General features: G+C 69.9%; 18 protein-coding genes. 11 read left to right on the forward strand and 7 right to left on the reverse strand.

What is annotated here, in order from left to right; all coding sequences use genetic code 11:
• Positions 1 to 100: 100 nt before the first annotated feature.
• Positions 101 to 2344 carry a glycogen debranching protein GlgX gene (gene glgX / locus TN53_RS33700; RefSeq protein ID WP_046262576.1) on the reverse strand — a complete coding sequence of 748 codons (2244 nt, stop codon included), beginning with the start codon at positions 2342 to 2344 and terminating at the stop codon, positions 101 to 103.
• A 264-nt stretch (positions 2345 to 2608) separates the two neighbouring features.
• On the opposite strand from glgX, the gene TN53_RS33705 reads away from it, so the two are divergent.
• From TN53_RS33705 to TN53_RS33735, 7 genes are all read left to right on the forward strand, one after another.
• The gene (locus TN53_RS33705) at positions 2609 to 3829 is read left to right on the forward strand and encodes a L,D-transpeptidase (RefSeq protein ID WP_046262577.1); all 1221 of its coding nucleotides are present in this window, start codon (positions 2609 to 2611) and stop codon (positions 3827 to 3829) included.
• Positions 3830 to 3996: 167 nt separating this feature from the next.
• The gene (locus TN53_RS33710) at positions 3997 to 5241 is read left to right on the forward strand and encodes a L,D-transpeptidase (protein WP_095046877.1); all 1245 of its coding nucleotides are present in this window, start codon (positions 3997 to 3999) and stop codon (positions 5239 to 5241) included.
• A 77-nt stretch (positions 5242 to 5318) separates the two neighbouring features.
• Positions 5319 to 6086: an enoyl-CoA hydratase/isomerase family protein gene (locus tag TN53_RS33715; protein WP_046262578.1), complete on the forward strand. Its 768-nt coding sequence runs from the start codon at positions 5319 to 5321 to the stop codon at positions 6084 to 6086.
• Between the two features lie 287 nt (positions 6087 to 6373).
• The gene (locus TN53_RS33720; RefSeq protein ID WP_046262579.1) at positions 6374 to 6877 is read left to right on the forward strand and encodes an ATP-binding protein; all 504 of its coding nucleotides are present in this window, start codon (positions 6374 to 6376) and stop codon (positions 6875 to 6877) included.
• A gap of 117 nt (positions 6878 to 6994) precedes the next feature.
• Positions 6995 to 7750 carry a polysaccharide deacetylase family protein gene (locus TN53_RS33725; RefSeq protein ID WP_046262580.1) on the forward strand — a complete coding sequence of 252 codons (756 nt, stop codon included), beginning with the start codon at positions 6995 to 6997 and terminating at the stop codon, positions 7748 to 7750.
• Complete coding sequence (locus TN53_RS33730; RefSeq protein ID WP_046262581.1) at positions 7750 to 8940, forward strand: YncE family protein; 1191 nt, start codon at positions 7750 to 7752, stop codon at positions 8938 to 8940. Before TN53_RS33725 ends, TN53_RS33730 begins: the two co-directional genes overlap by 1 nt.
• 76 nt (positions 8941 to 9016) lie before the next feature.
• A complete protein-coding gene (locus TN53_RS33735; protein WP_046262582.1) occupies positions 9017 to 9610 on the forward strand; it encodes an ADP-ribosyltransferase in 594 nt (197 codons plus the stop codon).
• Here TN53_RS33735 and TN53_RS33740 read toward each other — a convergent pair.
• The gene (locus TN53_RS33740) at positions 9564 to 10232 is read right to left on the reverse strand and encodes a GNAT family N-acetyltransferase (protein WP_046262583.1); all 669 of its coding nucleotides are present in this window, start codon (positions 10230 to 10232) and stop codon (positions 9564 to 9566) included. The genes TN53_RS33735 and TN53_RS33740 overlap by 47 nt on opposite strands.
• Before the next feature lie 50 nt (positions 10233 to 10282).
• Here TN53_RS33740 and TN53_RS33745 point away from each other — a divergent pair, with 50 nt between their 5' ends.
• On the forward strand, positions 10283 to 11200 hold the full coding sequence (locus tag TN53_RS33745; RefSeq protein WP_046262584.1) for a MerR family transcriptional regulator: 918 nt from the start codon (positions 10283 to 10285) through the stop codon (positions 11198 to 11200).
• Between the two features lie 51 nt (positions 11201 to 11251).
• Entirely contained in the window at positions 11252 to 11464 is a 213-nt protein-coding gene (locus TN53_RS33750) for an EF-hand domain-containing protein (protein ID WP_046262585.1), read from the forward strand.
• Between the two features lie 50 nt (positions 11465 to 11514).
• Here the strand turns inward: TN53_RS33750 and TN53_RS47530 are convergent, their stop codons facing one another.
• A complete protein-coding gene (locus TN53_RS47530) occupies positions 11515 to 11760 on the reverse strand; it encodes a hypothetical protein (protein WP_159038229.1) in 246 nt (81 codons plus the stop codon).
• Positions 11761 to 11836: 76 nt separating this feature from the next.
• A complete protein-coding gene (locus TN53_RS33755) occupies positions 11837 to 12763 on the reverse strand; it encodes an AraC family transcriptional regulator (protein ID WP_046262586.1) in 927 nt (308 codons plus the stop codon).
• A gap of 102 nt (positions 12764 to 12865) precedes the next feature.
• On the opposite strand from TN53_RS33755, the gene TN53_RS33760 reads away from it, so the two are divergent.
• The gene (locus tag TN53_RS33760) at positions 12866 to 13864 is read left to right on the forward strand and encodes a zinc-dependent alcohol dehydrogenase family protein (RefSeq protein ID WP_046262592.1); all 999 of its coding nucleotides are present in this window, start codon (positions 12866 to 12868) and stop codon (positions 13862 to 13864) included.
• A gap of 59 nt (positions 13865 to 13923) precedes the next feature.
• Positions 13924 to 14607, forward strand: a complete 684-nt coding sequence (locus tag TN53_RS33765; protein WP_420719152.1) for an NADPH-dependent F420 reductase — start codon at positions 13924 to 13926, stop codon at positions 14605 to 14607.
• A gap of 80 nt (positions 14608 to 14687) precedes the next feature.
• Here TN53_RS33765 and TN53_RS33770 read toward each other — a convergent pair whose 3' ends face one another.
• The 3 genes from TN53_RS33770 to TN53_RS33780 form a co-directional block, all read right to left on the reverse strand.
• A complete protein-coding gene (locus TN53_RS33770) occupies positions 14688 to 15230 on the reverse strand; it encodes an MOSC domain-containing protein (protein WP_046262593.1) in 543 nt (180 codons plus the stop codon).
• Between the two features lie 20 nt (positions 15231 to 15250).
• Positions 15251 to 15808, reverse strand: a complete 558-nt coding sequence (locus tag TN53_RS33775; protein ID WP_046262588.1) for a glycoside hydrolase family 25 protein — start codon at positions 15806 to 15808, stop codon at positions 15251 to 15253.
• 71 nt (positions 15809 to 15879) lie between these two features.
• Complete coding sequence (locus tag TN53_RS33780; RefSeq protein ID WP_046262589.1) at positions 15880 to 17262, reverse strand: L-serine ammonia-lyase; 1383 nt, start codon at positions 17260 to 17262, stop codon at positions 15880 to 15882.
• Between the last annotated feature and the right edge of the window lie 165 nt (positions 17263 to 17427).

The following is a 17427-nucleotide window of genomic DNA, read 5'->3' on the forward strand; positions in this document are numbered from 1 at the left end:
CCTGAGCCAACCGGTCTCGGACGAGGTCCGGACGAGGCTATCGGCCCGGCGCCCCGAACGGCATGGCCGACAGAGGTAGTTGAGATTCCGTGGATTCCATCTACCCCGCCACCTTCAGCAGCAGCACCGCCCGAGCCGGCACCGTGATCGTCGCCCCCGCCCGGTGCGCCACCCCCGGCTCCTCCGCCTGCGCCTCTCGGGCCGTGTCGACCACCACCTCGTACCGCTCCGCCCACGGCGGCCCCGGCAGGACGAAGCTCGCCGGGCGGTCCCCGGCGTGCAGTACGGCGAGGAAGCTGTCGTCGACGATCGGCGCACCCCGCTCGTCCCGGCCGGGGATGTCCCGGCCGGACAGATACATGCCGAGGGTGGCCGCCGGCGCGTACCAGTCCCGTTCCGTCATCTCCGTGCCCCGCGCCGTGAACCAGGCCAGGTCCCGCAGCCCGTCCGCGGAGTGCGCCCGTCCGGAGAAGAAGGCCCGGCGGCGCAGGACCGGGTGCTGGTGCCGCAGTGCGATGAGCCTCGACGTCAGGTCGAACAGGGCCTTCCAGCCCGGCTGTTCCAGCAGTTCCCAGTCCAGCCAGCTGATCTCGTTGTCCTGGCAGTACGCGTTGTTGTTGCCGCGCTGGGTGCGTCCCAGCTCGTCGCCCGCGACCAGCATCGGCACGCCCGTCGACAGCAGCAGCGTCGTCAGCAGGTTCCGCAACTGACGGCGCCTGAGCCCCCGTACCCGCTCGTCGTCGGTCTCGCCCTCCGCGCCGCAGTTCCACGACCGGTTGTCGTCCGAACCGTCCCGGTTGCCCTCGCCGTTCGCCTCGTTGTGCTTGCGCTCGTACGACACCATGTCCCGCAGCGTGAAACCGTCGTGCGCGGTCACGAAGTTGACCGAGGCGTACGGGCGTCGGCCGCCCCAGGCGTAGAGATCGCTGGACCCCGACAGGCGGTAGCCGAGGTCCCGTACGTCCGGCAGCGCGCCCCGCCAGAAGTCCCGGACGGCGTTGCGGTACCGGTCGTTCCACTCCGTCCACAGCGGAGGGAAGGCGCCGACCTGGTACCCGCCGGACCCCACGTCCCACGGTTCGGCGATCAGCTTCACGCGCCGCAGCACCGGGTCCTGGGCGATCACCGCCAGGAACGGGGACAGCATGTCGACGTCGTGCATGGACCGGGCCAGCGCGGCGGCCAGGTCGAAGCGGAAGCCGTCGACGCCCATCTCCGTGACCCAGTAGCGGAGCGAGTCGGTGATGAGCCTCAGGACATGCGGCTGCACGACATGCAGGGTGTTTCCGCAGCCCGTGTAGTCGGCGTACCTCCGCGCGTCCGACTGCAACCTGTAGTAGCCCCGGTTGTCGATGCCCTTCAGCGACAGCGTCGGGCCCAGCTCGCCCGCCTCCGCCGTGTGGTTGTAGACCACGTCGAGGATGACCTCGATCCCGGCCGCGTGCAGGGCGCGCACCATGCGCTTGAACTCGCCGACCTGCTGGCCGGTCGTAGCGGAGGCGGCGTAGCCGGCGTGCGGGGCGAAGTAGCCGATGGAGTTGTAGCCCCAGTAGTTCTTGAGGCCTCGCCGCAGCAGGTGGTCCTCGTGGGCGAACTGGTGGACGGGGAGCAGCTCCACCGCCGTGACGCCCAGCTTCACCAGGTGCTCGATGGCCGCCGGATGCGCCAAACCGGCGTAGGTGCCGCGGAGTTCCTCGGGTATCCCGGGGTGCAGCTTCGTGAAGCCCCGTACGTGCACCTCGTAGATGACGGAGTCCGCCCACGGTGTCTTCGGACGGCGGTCGTCCTCCCACTCGTCGTCGGGTGCGTCATCGTGGACGACGACACCCTTGGGGACGTACGGCGCCGAGTCCCGCTCGTCGCGCACGGTGTCGGCGACCTGCTGCTGCGGCCAGTCGCGGACATGCCCGTACACCTCGGGCGGCAGACTGAAGTCGCCGTCCACCGCGCGGGCGTACGGGTCCAGAAGCAGCTTCGCCGGGTTCCAGCGACCGCCGGTCCACGGGTCCCAGCGGCCGTGCACCCGATAGCCGTACCGCTGCCCGGGCATCACGCCCGGCACGAAGCCGTGCCAGATCTCGTGCGTCAGTTCGGTCAGCCGCGCCCGCGTCTCCTTGCCCCGCTCGTCGAAGAGGCACAGCTCGACCCCTTCGGCCCCGCCCGCCCACAGCGCGAAGTTGGTGCCCGCGACCCCGTCGGGGCCCACCCGGAACCGTGACCCGAGCGGCGTCGGCGCACCCGGCCACACGGGGACGGCCGGCGGCGCGGCATGCCGTGTGCCATTGACGACGGCAGCCGGCAGCTGCTCCTCGGCCACCGCCTCCTGCTCGGCTGCGCTGGACACCTAGGCCTCCCACGGCTCACGGAACGACCGGCACAAGGGCGTACGGCGTCCCGGCCGGGCACCCCCTCCAGTCGTCCTCCCCACTGTTCTGCCCAACGGTTGGCCAACCGACCCGCGCCCCCAAGGGGCGCGGGACTGTATCGATATGCGGCTCCGCCGCGTGGCCGCGACCAGCCCCCACCGGCCCGCGGTTCATCACGGCGTGTCCAGCGGAGCGCGTCGCACTCACGTTTCCCCAGGGCGGGCCGCGTCGTTGGGTGCGATGTGAGGCACGTACAAGGGCGCGCTCGGCGCGCAGGGGCCGCACTGGCCGCCGTACTGACATGGGCCGGACTGCTGGCCGGCTGCACTTCCGGATCCACGGGAGGGATCGATTTCGGCGGGCTGGGCAAGCCCCCCGCACCCGAGGACGTCATCCGCGTCCTGCCCGACGACAACAGCAAAGGCGTCCGACAGGACAGCAGATTCCGCGTCCGCGTACCCAGCGGGCGGCTGGAGTCGGTCAAGGTCGTCAAGTCGCAGGACGCGCAGGACACCCCGGTGTCCGGGCACATCTCCGACGACGGCCTGCGCTGGGAACCCGACGAGGGGCGGCTCGCGCTCGCCGCCAAGTACACCGTCGACGTGGTGGCCCTGGACGGCCACGGGCGCCGCTCCGCCCGGCACACCACCTTCACCACGTACGTCCCCGACGAGCGCTTCATCGGATACGTCAGCCCGGAGAACCGCTCCACGGTCGGCACCGGAATGATCGTCTCCCTGGAGTTCAACCGCGAGATCGAGCACCGGACCGCCGTCGAACGCGCCGTCCACGTCACGTCCAAGCCGCCCGTCGAGATCCGCCCGCACTGGTTCGGCAAGGGCCGCCTCGACTTCCGTCCCGAGCGCTACTGGAAGCCCGGCACCCAGGTCACCGTCGCGCTGCGGCTGCGGGACGTCGAAGGGGCGCCCGGTGTCTACGGGTTGCAGTACAAGACGTTCTCCTTCACCGTCGGCCGCAGCCAGGTCTCCCTGGTCGACGCGGCGAAGCACACCATGCAGGTGCGGCGCGAGGGCGAGCTGCTCGCGACGGTGCCGATCACGGCGGGCGCCCCCAGGACGACCACGTACAACGGCAGGATGGTCGTCTCCGAGATGCTCGAGGTCACCCGCATGAACAGCCGCACGGTCGGCTTCGGCGGCGAGTACGACATCCCGGACGTCCCGCACGCCATGCGCCTGACCGACTCCGGAACCTTTCTGCACGGCAACTACTGGGCGCCGGACGCCCCCGGCAAGGTCAATGTCAGCCACGGTTGTGTGGGCCTGAGGGATGTGAAGGGGGGCGGTTCGGACACCCCGGCGGGCTGGTTCTTCGACCGCAGCCTCATCGGGGACGTCGTGGAGGTCGTCCACAGCAATGACAAAAAGGTCGCTCCTGACAACGGCCTCGGAGGGTGGAATATGGGCTGGAAGGAGTGGAAGGCGGGCAGCGCGGTGAAGTAGCCAGGTGGGGGGCGGGGTCGGGCCCCGGTGAAGCGGGCGCAGTTGGGACCGAACGGTGACAATCGCACCTCGCCGACGGGCCTGATCTTGCGGTTAATATCACCGGACGCGCGGGACGCGCAGGGGTTGCGGGCCTGGGACCGGGCCCGGCGAGGGGAGAAAAGATCTTGAACGTGCGACCGATATCGGGGGCGTCGGTTGACGCGCGGGGGCGTGGCCGTAAGCGGGCGGCGGCACTTCTGCTGGGGGTCGTGCTGACCGCCGTCACCGCGTGCGGAGGAGGCGGCGGGGGCTCGGACTCCGAGACGGGTGCCGGTAAGGGAAAGGACGCGGACGGCGCGCAGAGCAAGCAGTCGGTGGCCGTCGTCTCCATCGCCCCCAAGGACGGTGCCAAGTCCGTGGAGACCAGCGGGGCTCTGAAGGTCGGCGCCGACAAGGGCAAGCTGACCACGGTCGAGGTCAAGGACTCCAAGGGCGAGAAGATCGACGGCGCGATATCCGCAGACGGCGCCGCCTGGACGCCGTCGAGCCATCTGGCCGCCGCCACCAAGTACACGGTGCACGCGGTCGCGAAGGACTCCGAGGGCCGTGAGGCCGCCGAGGACTCCAGCTTCACCACCCTGACGCCGCAGAACACCTTCATCGGCACCTTCACGCCCGAGGACGGCTCCAAGGTCGGCGTCGGAATGCCCTTCTCCATCCGCTTCACCCGGGGCATCACCAAGCCCGAGGACGTCGAGAAGGCCATCACCATCAAGACCGAACCGGCCGTCGAGGTCGCGGGCCACTGGTTCGGCAACGACCGACTGGACTTCCGTCCCGAGGAATACTGGAAGGCCGGCACCAAGGTCACCGTCGAGCTGAACCTGGACGGCGTCGAGGGCCGCAACGGCGTCTACGGCAAGCAGTCCAAGACCGTGTCCTTCACCGTCGGCCGCAACCAGGTCTCCGTCGTGGACGCCAAGAAGCACACGATGAAGGTCATGCGGGACGGCAAGCTCTTCAAGACCGTCCCGGTCACGACCGGCAAGCCCGGCTATGCCACCTGGAACGGCCAGATGGTCATCAGTGAGAAGTTCACGGTGACCCGGATGAACGGCGACACCGTCGGCTACGACGGCGAGTACGACATCAAGGACGTCCCGCACGCCATGCGGCTGACCGACTCCGGCACCTTCGTGCACGGCAACTACTGGGGCGGCGGCGCCTTCGGCAACTACAACGCCAGCCACGGCTGCATCGGTCTGCGCGATGTCCGCGGCGGCTACGACAGCTCGGTGCCGGCCGCGTGGTTCTTCGACAACTCGATGGCCGGTGACGTGGTGACGGTGAAGAACTCCACCGACCCGGTGGTCGACCCGGCCAACGGCCTCAACGGCTGGAACCTCTCCTGGGAGAAGTGGAAGGCGTAACGCGTACGGCGATGAGGGGCCCCGGTGTGAGACATCGCACCGGGGCCGCTGTCGTTAGTGGCCGTTAACCTTCCCTCATGACCGTGACTCTCGAAGTGGCCGACGGTGTCGGCACGATCCGTCTCGACCGCCCGCCCATGAACGCGCTGGACATCGCCGTCCAGGACCGGCTCAAGGAGCTCGCCGAGGAGGCCACGCGCCGCGAGGACGTGCGGGCCGTGGTGATCTACGGCGGGGAGAAGGTGTTCGCGGCGGGCGCGGACATCAAGGAGATGCAGGCCATGGACCACGCGGCGATGATCCTGCGCGCCCGCGCACTCCAGGACTCGTTCACGGCGGTGGCCCGCATCCCCAAGCCGGTCGTCGCGGCCGTCACCGGCTACGCCCTGGGCGGCGGCTGTGAACTGGCGCTGTGCGCGGACTTCCGTATCGCCGCCGACAACGCCAAGCTGGGCCAGCCCGAGATCCTGCTCGGTCTGATCCCGGGCGCCGGCGGCACCCAGCGCCTCGCCCGGCTCATCGGCCCCTCCAAGGCGAAGGACCTCATCTTCACCGGCCGGATGGTCAAGGCCGACGAGGCCGAGAGGCTGGGCCTGGTGGACCGGGTCGTCCCGGCCGCCGACGTGTACACCGAGGCGCACGCCTGGGCGGCGAAGCTCGCGCAGGGTCCGGCGATCGCGCTGCGCGCCGCGAAGGAGTCCATCGACACCGGACTGGAGACCGACATCGACACCGGACTGGCCGTCGAACGGAACTGGTTCGCGGGCCTGTTCGCCACCGCCGATCGCGAGACCGGTATGCGCAGCTTCGTCGAGGAAGGCCCTGGCAAGGCAAAGTTCCTGTGAGGAATCTCGTGAGGAAACTCGCCTGAACCACTTGCTGTTGACGGAACGTCTGATCCGGGTCCCTCGATGGGGCGGTTTATGGGAGCCTTAAGGCAACCTTAACTCTGCCTTGTCGAGGGATCCGTCGATTGCCACCAGCCGAGCCTCCGTCGCAGGTCAAAGGGGTTACGTCAAGCACTGAAATGCCTTTGGCATATGCCGATCGGAACCAGCGGAATGGTGGATTCCAGGGGGCGTATTCCGGAGAGACGGCCCCGGGAGGCGCCCGGTGCGGCCATGATGGAGGCATGGCGGGGCTGGAGGGTATCGAACAGCCGCGGGGACACGGCCGTGCGACCGCGGCGCGCTGGTCGCCCACGGTCGAGGATGAACACGCGCTCAAGGCGCTGGAGTTGTTCGGCAACCCGACGGAGGCGGAGGTTCCGCTCCCCTCGCGTCCCGAGTCCGCCGCCGCGGCCCGCCGGTTGACCCAAGTCGTGGTCCTGCGCCAGTGGGGGCTCACCCCGAAGATGACCGAGGACGCCGTTTTACTCGTCTCCGAGCTGGTGGGCAATGCGGTGCGTCATACGGGGGCCCGGGTTTTCGGGCTCCGGATGCGTCGTCGTCGTGGGTGGATCCGGGTCGAGGTGCGTGATCCCTCCCGTGGGTTGCCCTGTCTGATGCCGGTGCAGGAGATGGACCTCAGCGGGCGGGGGCTTTTCCTCGTGGACAAGCTGTCCGATCGGTGGGGCGTTGATCTGCTGCCTCGCGGGAAGACGACGTGGTTCGAGATGCGGGTGGCTGACCGGTAGTTGTTCGGCTGCGGGTGCGTCGTGGCTTGTCGCGCCCACGCGGCGGAGCCGCAAATCGGCACAGCCCCGCGCCCCTAGGTGGGTGAATCGACCGATATACCCATGCAACCCCCTTAAATGGTCCGGGTGACCACGACCGATCGTCGGACCGTGCTGCGTGCCAGCGCCGGGCTCGTCCTCGCCACCGGGTGTGCCACCAGCGGTGCTGTCGCCCACCCCGTCCCCTCCCGCGCACCGGCCAAGCCACCACCCGCCCCCCGCCGTCTCCCCGGCCTCCCCGCCCAACTCACCCACGGCCCCCGCACCCACCCCCGCGTGGCCCTCACCTTCCACGGCAACGGCGATCCCGCCACCGCCCGCGCCCTGCTCCGTGAGGCGGAAGGGGCAGGGGCCCGCATCACCGTCCTCGCCGTCGGCACCTGGCTCGACGAGCATCCCGAGATCGCCCGCCGCATCCTCGACGGCGGCCACGACCTCGGCAACCACACCCTCCACCACCTCGGCGTCAACGACATGTCCGAGGCCGAGGCCCGGGCCGAGATCGACGGCTGTGCCGAGCGGCTGAGACGGCTCACCGGCTCGATCGGCAGCTGGTTCCGGCCCTCGCGCGCCGCGCGCGCCTCACCGCTCGTCGAGCGGCTGGCCCGTGCCGCCGGCTATCCGCACGTCCTGTCGTACGACGTCGACGCCCTCGACTTCACCTCGCCCGGCGCCCCCGCCGTCACCCGCAAGGTCCTCGGCGAGATCCGCAACGGGTCCGTGGTGAGCCTGCACTTCGGGTACGTCGACACGGTCGCCGCCCTCCCCGCAGTACTGGAAGAACTCGACCGCCGCGGCCTGGCCGCCGTGACCACCACGGAGCTGTTCAGCTGATGCACCGCACCCACCTCGTCAAGCACACTCTTGTCGCGGGCGCCGTACTCGCCGCCCTCGCCGCCTGTGGCACCGAGACCCGCGACAAGAACGCCCCCTCGGAAGCCCACCGCACCACCAAGGCCGCCGTCCCCGCCCCGCCGAAGAAGAAGCCCGTCCAGGGACTGCCCGGCATGCCGCCCGTCCTCGACCCGCAGGACGTCTACGCCGCCGACCGCCCGAACAGGCTCTCGCCGGTGGTCAAGGACTTCCCGTCCCGGGTCTACGTCCCCAACACCGAGTCCGACACCGTCTCCGTCATCGACCCGAAGACGTACCGGATCACCGAGACCATCCGCGTCGGCCGACAGCCCCAACACGTCGTCCCCTCCTGGGACATGAAGACCCTCTGGGTCAACAACAACCGCGGCCACACGCTCACCCCCATCGACCCGAAGACGGGGGAGGCGGGCAAGCCGGTAGACGTGCACGACCCCTACAACCTCTACTTCACACCCAACGGCAAGTACGCCGTCGTGATGGCCTCCCTCGACCGCGAACTCGTCTTCCGCGACCCGCACACCATGGACCGGAAGAAGACCGTCCCGGTCACCTGCTACGGCGTCAACCACGCCGACTTCTCCCTCGACGGCAGGTACTTCATCGTCTCCTGCGAGTTCAGCGGCGAACTGCTCAAGGTGGACACCGAGAAGATGAAGGTCGTCGGGCAGCAGAAGCTCCCCTTCGACGGGGCGATGCCGCAGGACGTGAAGATCTCGCCCGACGGCAAGCGGTTCTACGTCGCCGACATGATGGCCGACGGCATGTGGGTCCTCGACGGCGACACATTCGACAAGCCGCGGCTCCTGCCCACCGGCAAGGGCACCCACGGCCTCTACGTCAGCCGCGACTCGCGCGAGATGTACGTCTCCAACCGGGGCGAGGGATCCATCTCCGTCTGGGACTTCGCCCAGAACAAGGTGACCAGGAAGTGGCACCTGCCCGACGGCGGCAGCCCCGACATGGGCGGCGTCTCGGCGGACGGCAAGGTGCTGTGGCTGTCGGGACGTTACGACGCCGAGGTCTACGCCATCGACACCCGCACCGGCAAGCAGCTGGCCCGGATCCCGGTGGGCAGCGGCCCGCACGGGCTCGCGGTGTACCCACAGCCGGGGCGGTACTCGCTCGGCCACACCGGCATCTTCCGCTGACACGGGTTCAGTTGACACGCCGCCGAACGAGTGATGATCCACAGCCCGCCGTCGCAGAACCGGAATTGTGCTCCCCATGATCACAACTCAGCTGCGGCGGCGGGCCGCTGCCGCCGTCCTGTCCCTCGCCGCCGTCTTCGCGACCACGGCGGCCGCCGTTCCCGCGAAGGCCCCCGCCCCCCGCGACTGCCCCGTCCAGTTCGACGACCCGATCAAGGCGGCCGTCGACGAACGCGTCGACGTCGACCGCATCACCCCGGACCCGGTCTGGCGCAAGACCTGCGGCACGCTCTACCGCAGCGACGGCCGCGGCCCCGAGATCGTCTTCGCGGAGGGTTTCAAGCCCAAGGACGTCATCGACGGCCAGTACGACATCGAGAAGTACGTCCTGGTCAACCAGCCCTCCCCGTACGTCTCCACGACGTACGACCACGACCTGTACAAGACGTGGTGGAAGTCGGGCTACAACTACTACATCGACGCCCCCGGCGGCGTGGACGTGAACAAGACCATCGGCGACACCCACAAGTGGGCCGACCAGGTCGAGGTCGCCTTCCCCGGCGGGATCGCGCGGAAGTACATCGTCGGGGTCTGCCCGGTGAACAAGACGACCAAGACCGAGATCATGAGCGGCTGTCAGAGCAACCCGCACTTCGAGGCCTGGCACTGAGCAGCAGCGCCTCCGCGCCGACGGGACGGTAACCCGCCGCCTGGAACGCCCGTGTGCTGCGGGCGTTCCCCGGGGCGACCTGGGCCCACAGCGGCTCCTCGACGAGGTGCCGGGCCGCGGTCAGGAGCAGACGCCCCAGCCCCCGGTGCCGTACGTCCTCGTCCACCTCCAGCGAGACCTCCAGCCGGCCACCGATCCCGCGCCCCGCCACCAGCACCCCGCCGTCGGTCGTCCAGGCCCGTACGTCCTCGCGGCGCCCGCGGGCGTACGCGATACGCGGATGATCGGCGTCCGTGATCTCGACCAGCGCGAGCGGAGGTTCCCCGGGCAGCGGCGAGGCGACGAACATCGCGTCGATGGTCTCGGCCGTACGCCCCGTCCGCGCCATGAAGGCCGCCAGGAAAACCGGGTTCATGGTCGCGGCCAGCGGATCGCACTCCAGGGCCGCCAGCGTGTCGTACACCCACCGCGGGTCCTCGTCCGTGAAGACGACGGAGTGCGCGGTGAAGGCGAGCACGCCCGCGTCCCGGGCACAGGCCTGCGGCACGACGGTCGTACCGCCGTCCGGCGGCGGGAAGACACCGAGGGCGGCCGCGTCGAGAATGTCCCGAAGAGTCTCCACCGCACCCGCTCCTTGAGTCTCCACCCACTGGAAGGCCCAGACTCGCAGACATGATCGACGACGGCACCGGGCTTTTCACCATCGGCGAGCTGGCGAGGGCCACCGGCCTGACCGTCCGGACCATCCGCTACTGGTCCGACGAGGGCGTGCTCACGCCGGTGACCCGCTCGGACGGCGGCTACCGCCTCTACGACGCGGAGTCCGTCGCCCGCCTCGAACTGATCCGCACGCTGCGCGAACTGGGCCTCGGCCTGGTGGACGTGCGCACGGTACTGGACGGGGGACGGACGGTGGCGGAGGTCGCGGCGGCGCACGTGGTGGCGCTGGACGCGCGGATCCGCTCGCTCAGGGTGACCCGTGCGGTGCTGTCGACCGTTGCGCGACGCGGGTCGACCGCGGAGGAGATGACACTGATGAACAAGCTGGCGCGGCTGTCCGCCGCAGAGCGGCGCAGGATCGTCGAGGACTTCATGGCGGAGATCTTCGAGGGGCTCGACACGGCGGATCCCGACATCCGCACCCGGCTGCGGTTCGCAGGCAGCGCCAACCTGCCGGACGATCCCAGCCCCGAGCAGGTGGACGCGTGGGTGGAGCTGGCCGAACTCATCCAGGACCCGGAGTTCCGGGCGCTGATGCGCAGGGCGGTCGAGTTCAACGCGGCGGACCGGGGGCCCGATGTCCCCGCCGGGACGTCCCTGTGGTTCATGAGCCGGCTCGTCCAGCTGGCAGGGGAGGCGCGGCGGCGCGGGACCGCCCCCGAGGCGCCGGAGGCGGACGAGCTGTTGGCCGGTCTCCTCGGGGACGCCGACCGGGCCGAGGTGCTCAAGCGTCTCGAGGCGGGAACGAACCTGCGGCTCGCCCGGTACCGCGAGCTGTCGGCCGTCGCGAACGGCCTCGAACCCCAGCCGTCGTACGAGGAGGAGTTCGCGTGGGTGGTCGCCGCTCTGCGCGCTCGCAGCGCCGGATAATCTGGCCTCCGTCAGCAAGACGGCAAGGAACGACGAAAAAGGGGCGGCTCGGTGGCGGACATCGACGAGGCACGCAAGCATTTCGAACGGATCGACACGGACGGTGACGGCTTCATCACCGCAGCCGAGTTCAAGACCGCCCTCGCCCAGGCCGGCGACTGGAACGTCACCGACTCGGTCGCCGAGGTGATCATCAAGGCACGTGACCTGAACGGCGACAAGGTGCTGTCCTTCGACGAGTTCTGGGCATACCTGAGCAAGTGACGCGCCCGGAAGGGGGGCGCCCGGCTTCGGCTTTCGGGCGCCCCCCTTCGTCATGCCGTGCGCGCGTTGCGGAGGAAGGTCGCCAGCATGTCGATGCCGATCTCGGCGGCCGAGACCCGCCTCAGCATCCCGACGAGGTGCGAGGCGTCCACGGCGAGCGGCTCGCCGGCGTGAGCCATGAAGGCGTACGCGTAGAGGGCGGCCACTTCGTCGTTGCGGCAGGCGAAAGGCCGTAACTGCGCCACGGTCGCCGCGAGCGTGGCCGCTCGCCAGGAAGGGCCAGGTGGCTCCGCCACATGACCCTCCACCCCGCACGACGATCGCACGCACCAGACGCCGCTCCTCGGTCCGCGCTGTTCCGTCAGAAGGGCCCTAGGACGCCTTCCTCCGGTACTGCCCCGGCGCCACCCCGTACTCCCTCTTGAAGGCCTTGGCGAAGGCGAACTCCGAGGTGTAGCCGGCGCGTTGGGCGACCAGTCGCAGCGGCAGCTCGTCCTCGCGGAGCAGCCGGCCGGCCGTCGTCATGCGCCACCACGTCAGATACGTCAGCGGCGGGCGCCCCACGAGCGCGGTGAACCGTCGGGAGAAGGCCGCGCGGGACAGACCGCCGTGGGCGCCGAGTTCCTCCACCGTCCAGGGGCGGTCCGGGGCGGCGTGGATGGCCTGGAGCGCCGCCGCCACCGCGGGGTCGGCGAGCGCGGCGGCCCAGCCGGTGGGGTGCCGGTCGGTGTGCGCCTCGCCCTGCCACCAGGCACGCAGGATGTAGAGCAGCAGGGTGTCCAGGAGCGAGGAGACGACGGTGTCCGACCCCGGCTGCGGCTCCACCAGTTCCGCGCCCAGCAGCTCCACCGCCGTCCGCAGTGACCGGTGGGTGCCGACGCCGGCGGGCAGATGCACCACCTCGGGCAGCTCGGACAGCAGGGGGTGGGCCCGGCTGCGGTCCAGCCAGTAGGCGCCGCACAGCATGACGGTGTCGGGGACCGTCGTGGATTCCCTTGCGGGGAAGAGGGGTTCGGGGACACTGCCGTCCGGGTTCAGCCGGACGGCCTCCGGCTCCACGTCCAGGCCGCTCGCCAGCGCGTACCCCCGCCCGTGCGCCAGGAACACCACGTCCCCCGGGCCGAGCGCCACCGGCTCGCCCGCCGTGGGGATCAGCCAGGCCGAGCCCCGCAGCACCACATGGAACCCGGCGCCCTCCGAGTCCTCGATCCGCATCCCCCAGGGCGCGTACTTGTCCCGGCGCCCCGAGTGCGGCCGGCCGGCGCGCATCGCGGCGATCGCGTCGCTGAGTACGTCCATGTCCGCAACGGTAGCGGGGAGTTGAGGGAGGAAGACGTACGGACAGGAAAGGGAGACCGGCGGACATGGATCGTCTCGCCACGGGCTCCTAGCGTGGACGTCATGTCAACTACCGCACGTACCGTGCTCTTTCATGAAATCGGCGGACCCGAGGTTCTCAGGATCGAGAACCTGACCGTGCCCGCGCCGGGCCCCGGTCAAGTCGCCGTGCGCGTCGAGGCGTTGGGCCTCAACCGCGCCGAGGCCCTCTTCCGCTCGGGCGCCTACTACTACCAGCCCGCTCTCCCCGCCTCCCGCCTCGGCTACGAGGCCTCCGGCGTCGTCGAGGCGATCGGCGAGGGCGTCAGCGGACTCGCCGTCGGCGACCCGGTGATGACCGGACCCGGCATCGAGATGAGCGCACAGGGTGTGTACGCGGAGCGGGTCGTGCTCCCCGAGAGCGCGGTGCTGCCCCGCCACGCCTCCGTGGACGCCGTCACGGGGGCGGCGTCCTGGCTGACGTACACGACGGCGTACGGCGGCCTCCTGGAGACGGCCGGTCTGCGGCCCGGCGACCACGTCCTGATCACAGGCGCCTCCAGCGGGGTCGGCACCGCGGCGATCCAGGTCGCGCGGCGCGTCGGCGCGATTCCGCTGGCCACGACTCGTACGGAGGCGAAGCGGCAAGGGCTGCTGGACGCGGGGGCGGCGGAAGTGATCGTCTCCGGGGGCGACGCCGAGACGGTCGCGAAGGAGGTCAAGCGGCTCACCGGCGGCCGGGGCGCCGAGGTGATCTTCGACGCGATCGGCGGTCCCGGTTTCCGCCCGCTCGCCGAAGCGCTCGCGGAGGGCGGCACGGTCCTGGTCTACGGCTGGCTGGACCTCCGTCCCGCCGAGATCCCCTGGAGCTGGCCGTTCACGATCCACACGTACGCCAACATGACCCTCACCGCGACACCGGGTGGCCGCCGCCGCTCCACGGCGTTCCTGAACGCGGGGCTGGCGGACGGGGGATTCCGGCCGGTGGTGGCCGAGGTCTTCGACGGGCTGGACCGTATCCAGGACGCCCACCGGTTGATGGAGTCGAACCGGCACACGGGGAAAATCGTCGTACGGATCTGACGCCGCCCGGAATAGCCTCCGGCCCTCCCGGGTTGCCCTGCTCAGACGCATGCACATGCATCGAACTTGAGAGGGCTGTCATGAAGATCGGCATCATCGGCGCGGGACAGATCGGCGGCAACCTGACCCGAAGGCTCACCGCCCTCGGTCACGAGGTGTCCGTCGCGAACTCCCGCGGCCCCCACACGCTCACCGAGCTGGCGAAGGAGACGGGCGCGACGCCCGTCCCGGTTCAGGAGGCGGCGCGCGGCGCGGAGATGGTCGTCGTCACGATCCCGCTGAAGGCGATCCCCGACCTGCCCTCGGGCCTCTTCGCCGAGGCGGCGGACGGGGTCGCGGTCATCGACACCGGCAACTACTACCCCCAGCAGCGCGACGGCCGGATCGCCGCGATCGAGGACGAGGGCCTCACCGAGAGCCGCTGGACGGAACAGCACCTCGGCCATCCCGTGATCAAGGCCTTCAACGGCACCTACGCCCAGGACATCCTGGACCGCCACCGCCCGGCCGGCACCCCCGACCGCCAGGCACTCCCGGTCGCGGGCGACGACGCGGCGGCCAAGTCGAAGGTCCGCGCCCTCATCGACGAACTCGGCTTCGACACCGTCGACGCGGGCGGCCTCGACGACTCCTGGCGCCAGCAGCCGGACACGCCGGTATATGGACTGCGGGAGGGCGTCGAGGCGGTCACGAAGGCGCTGGCGGAGGCGAGCCCGGAGCGCACGCCGGAGTTCAGCGCCTGAGCGCTCCGCTGGATCGGCCGCGAGGTGAAGTCGGTCGTCGGCGGCGCCGTCGCGGCTGGTCGCGCGGCTCCCGCCCGCCGTCAGACGATCTCCAGCGGCACGTGCGGCCCATCGGGAAGCTCCACCTTGATGGCGTCCCCGGGCCGCACGACGCCGCCTTCGAGAACGACGCTCATGATCCCGGACTTGAACCGCACCGCGCCGCTCTCGTCCCGCCCGACGACCTGCTTCATGAGCCCCTTCTGGAAGTTGTCGATCTGCGCACAGGGATTCCGCAGCCCGGTCACCTCGACGACGGCCTGCGCACCGAGATGCAGCCGAGCCCCAACGGGCAGCCCCAGCAGATCGATCCCCCGGGTGGTGACGTTCTCCCCGAGCTCCCCGGCACCCACCTCGAACCCGGCCTGACGCACCTCCTCGAACAACTCCTCGTGTATGAGGTGCACCTGCCGCAGATTCGGCCGTGAAGCATCCTTCTCCATCCGGAACCGATGCTTCACGGTCTCTCCGGCATGCACGTCCCCCTCGACCCCGAGCCCGGCGAGCAGCGTGATGCCGTCCCGGTTCGGCTTGGTGAACGAATACGTCCCATTGCTGCTGACGGCAGCGACTGTCCCACCCATGCCGAGCAGCATAAATGGGGTCAGGCCTTCTCCGCCCACGCCCGCAGAGCGGCCTTGCTCGCGAAGTCCGCGACATTCTTGTCCACCGGATCGTCGGTGTACTGGTGGAAGAGCCACTTCGCCTTGATGCGGGGCTTGCCGGCGGTGACGTAATCGGCGATCCAGAGACCGTCGCCGGCGTACGAGGTCGAGTCGATGTTGAGCCAGTAGTTCCGGTTCGCGTAGAGAACGACCCTGTTGTTCGGCCGCAGCTCCTTCAGCTTGCGTATGAACCGGTCCTTCTCCGCGTTGCTCGCATGCGTCCCGTCGCCGGTCGTCTCCCAGTCCACGGCGAGGATGTCGCCGACCCGCTCCGGAGCCTTGCTCACGAAGTACTCCGCCTGGGCCGTGAGGTTGCCCGGCCACAGGAAATGGTAGAAGCCGACGACCAGACCGGCGTCGCGGGCCCGCTTCGTCTGGGCCGCGAGTCTGGGGTTCGTGTAGGTACGGCCCTCCGTCGCCTTGATGAAGACGAAGGAGAGGCCGTCCGTGTCGTACGAGGAGGACTGGTACGCGCTGACGTCTATGCCGCGGAGCATGGGGCTCTCTCAAGTGTGAGTGAGGTGACGGGAGTTGTCGTATGCCCCACTGTGCTCGGCGGAAACCGCCGTCAGCACTCGATGATGTTCACGGCAAGCCCGCCCCGCGCGGTCTCCTTGTACTTCACCGACATGTCCGCCCCGGTCTCCTTCATGGTCTTGATGACCTTGTCCAGGGACACCTTGTGCGAGCCGTCCCCACGCATCGCCATCCGGGCCGCCGTGACCGCCTTGACCGCGGCCATGCCGTTGCGTTCGATGCAGGGGATCTGGACGAGGCCGCCGACGGGGTCGCAGGTCAGGCCGAGGTTGTGTTCCATGCCGATCTCGGCGGCGTTCTCGACCTGTTCCGGGGAGCCGCCGAGGACCTCCGCGAGCGCGCCCGCGGCCATCGAGCAGGCGGAGCCGACCTCGCCCTGGCAGCCGACCTCGGCGCCGGAGATGGAGGCGTTCTCCTTGAAGAGCATGCCGATCGCGCCCGCGGCCAGCAGGAACCGCACGACCCCGTCCTCGTCGGCGCCCGGCACGAAGTTGATGTAGTAGTGGAGGACGGCCGGGATGATGCCGGCGGCGCCGTTCGTCGGGGCCGTGACGACCCGGCCGCCCGCCGCGTTCTCCTCGTTCACCGCCATCGCGTAGAGCGTGATCCACTCCATCGCGTGCGCCAACGGATCGCCCTCCGCCCGCAGTTGGCGTGCCGTGGCGGCGGCGCGGCGCTTGACCCGCAGCCCGCCCGGCAGGATGCCCTCCCGCGACATGCCCCGCGAGACGCAGGCCTGCATCACCCGCCAGATCTCCAGCAGCCCCGCGCGGATCTCCTCCTCGGTGCGCCAGGCACGCTCGTTCTCCAGCATCAACGCGGAGATCGACAGACCCGTCTCCCGGGTCACGCGCAGCAACTCGTCGCCGGTGCGGAAGGAGTACTTCAGGACGGTGTCGTCCAGCTTGATCCGGTCCTCGCCCGCCACGCCTTCATCAAGCACGGTCTCGTCGACGACGAAACCGCCGCCGACCGAGTAGTACGTCTTGGACAGCAGCTCGGTGCCCGCCGCGTCGTACGCCCACAGCGTCATGCCGTTCGCGTGGTACGGGAGTGCCTTACGGCGGTGCAGGACGAGGTCGTCGTCGAAGGAGAACGGGATCTCGCGCTCACCGAGCAGCTTCAGGACCCCTGTGTCCTTGATCGCCGACACCCGCTCGTCCGCCCCCTCCACGTCGACCGTGCGCGGAGACGCTCCTTCGAGTCCCAGCAGCACCGCCTTGGGGGTGCCGTGGCCATGACCGGTCGCGCCCAGGGAGCCGTAGAGCTCCGAGCGGACCGAGGCGACGTCGGGCAGCAGGCCCTCGTTGCGCAGACGGCGGGCGAACATACGGGCCGCACGCATCGGGCCGACCGTGTGCGAGCTCGACGGGCCGATGCCGATCGAGAACAGGTCGAAGACCGAGATGGCCACGGGAACTCCTTGCGAAAGGGTGGGGGCACACGTCATCGGGTGCCCCCACCAGGGAACTACTTGTTCAGGCCGGGGTACAGCGGGTGCTTGTCGGCCAGCGTCTTGACCCGGGTCTTGAGGGCTTCGACGTCGTAGGACGGCTTCAGCGCGGCGGCGATCACGTCG

Source organism: Streptomyces sp. WM6386 (assembly GCF_000972385.1).
Lineage (GTDB): Bacteria > Actinomycetota > Actinomycetes > Streptomycetales > Streptomycetaceae > Streptomyces.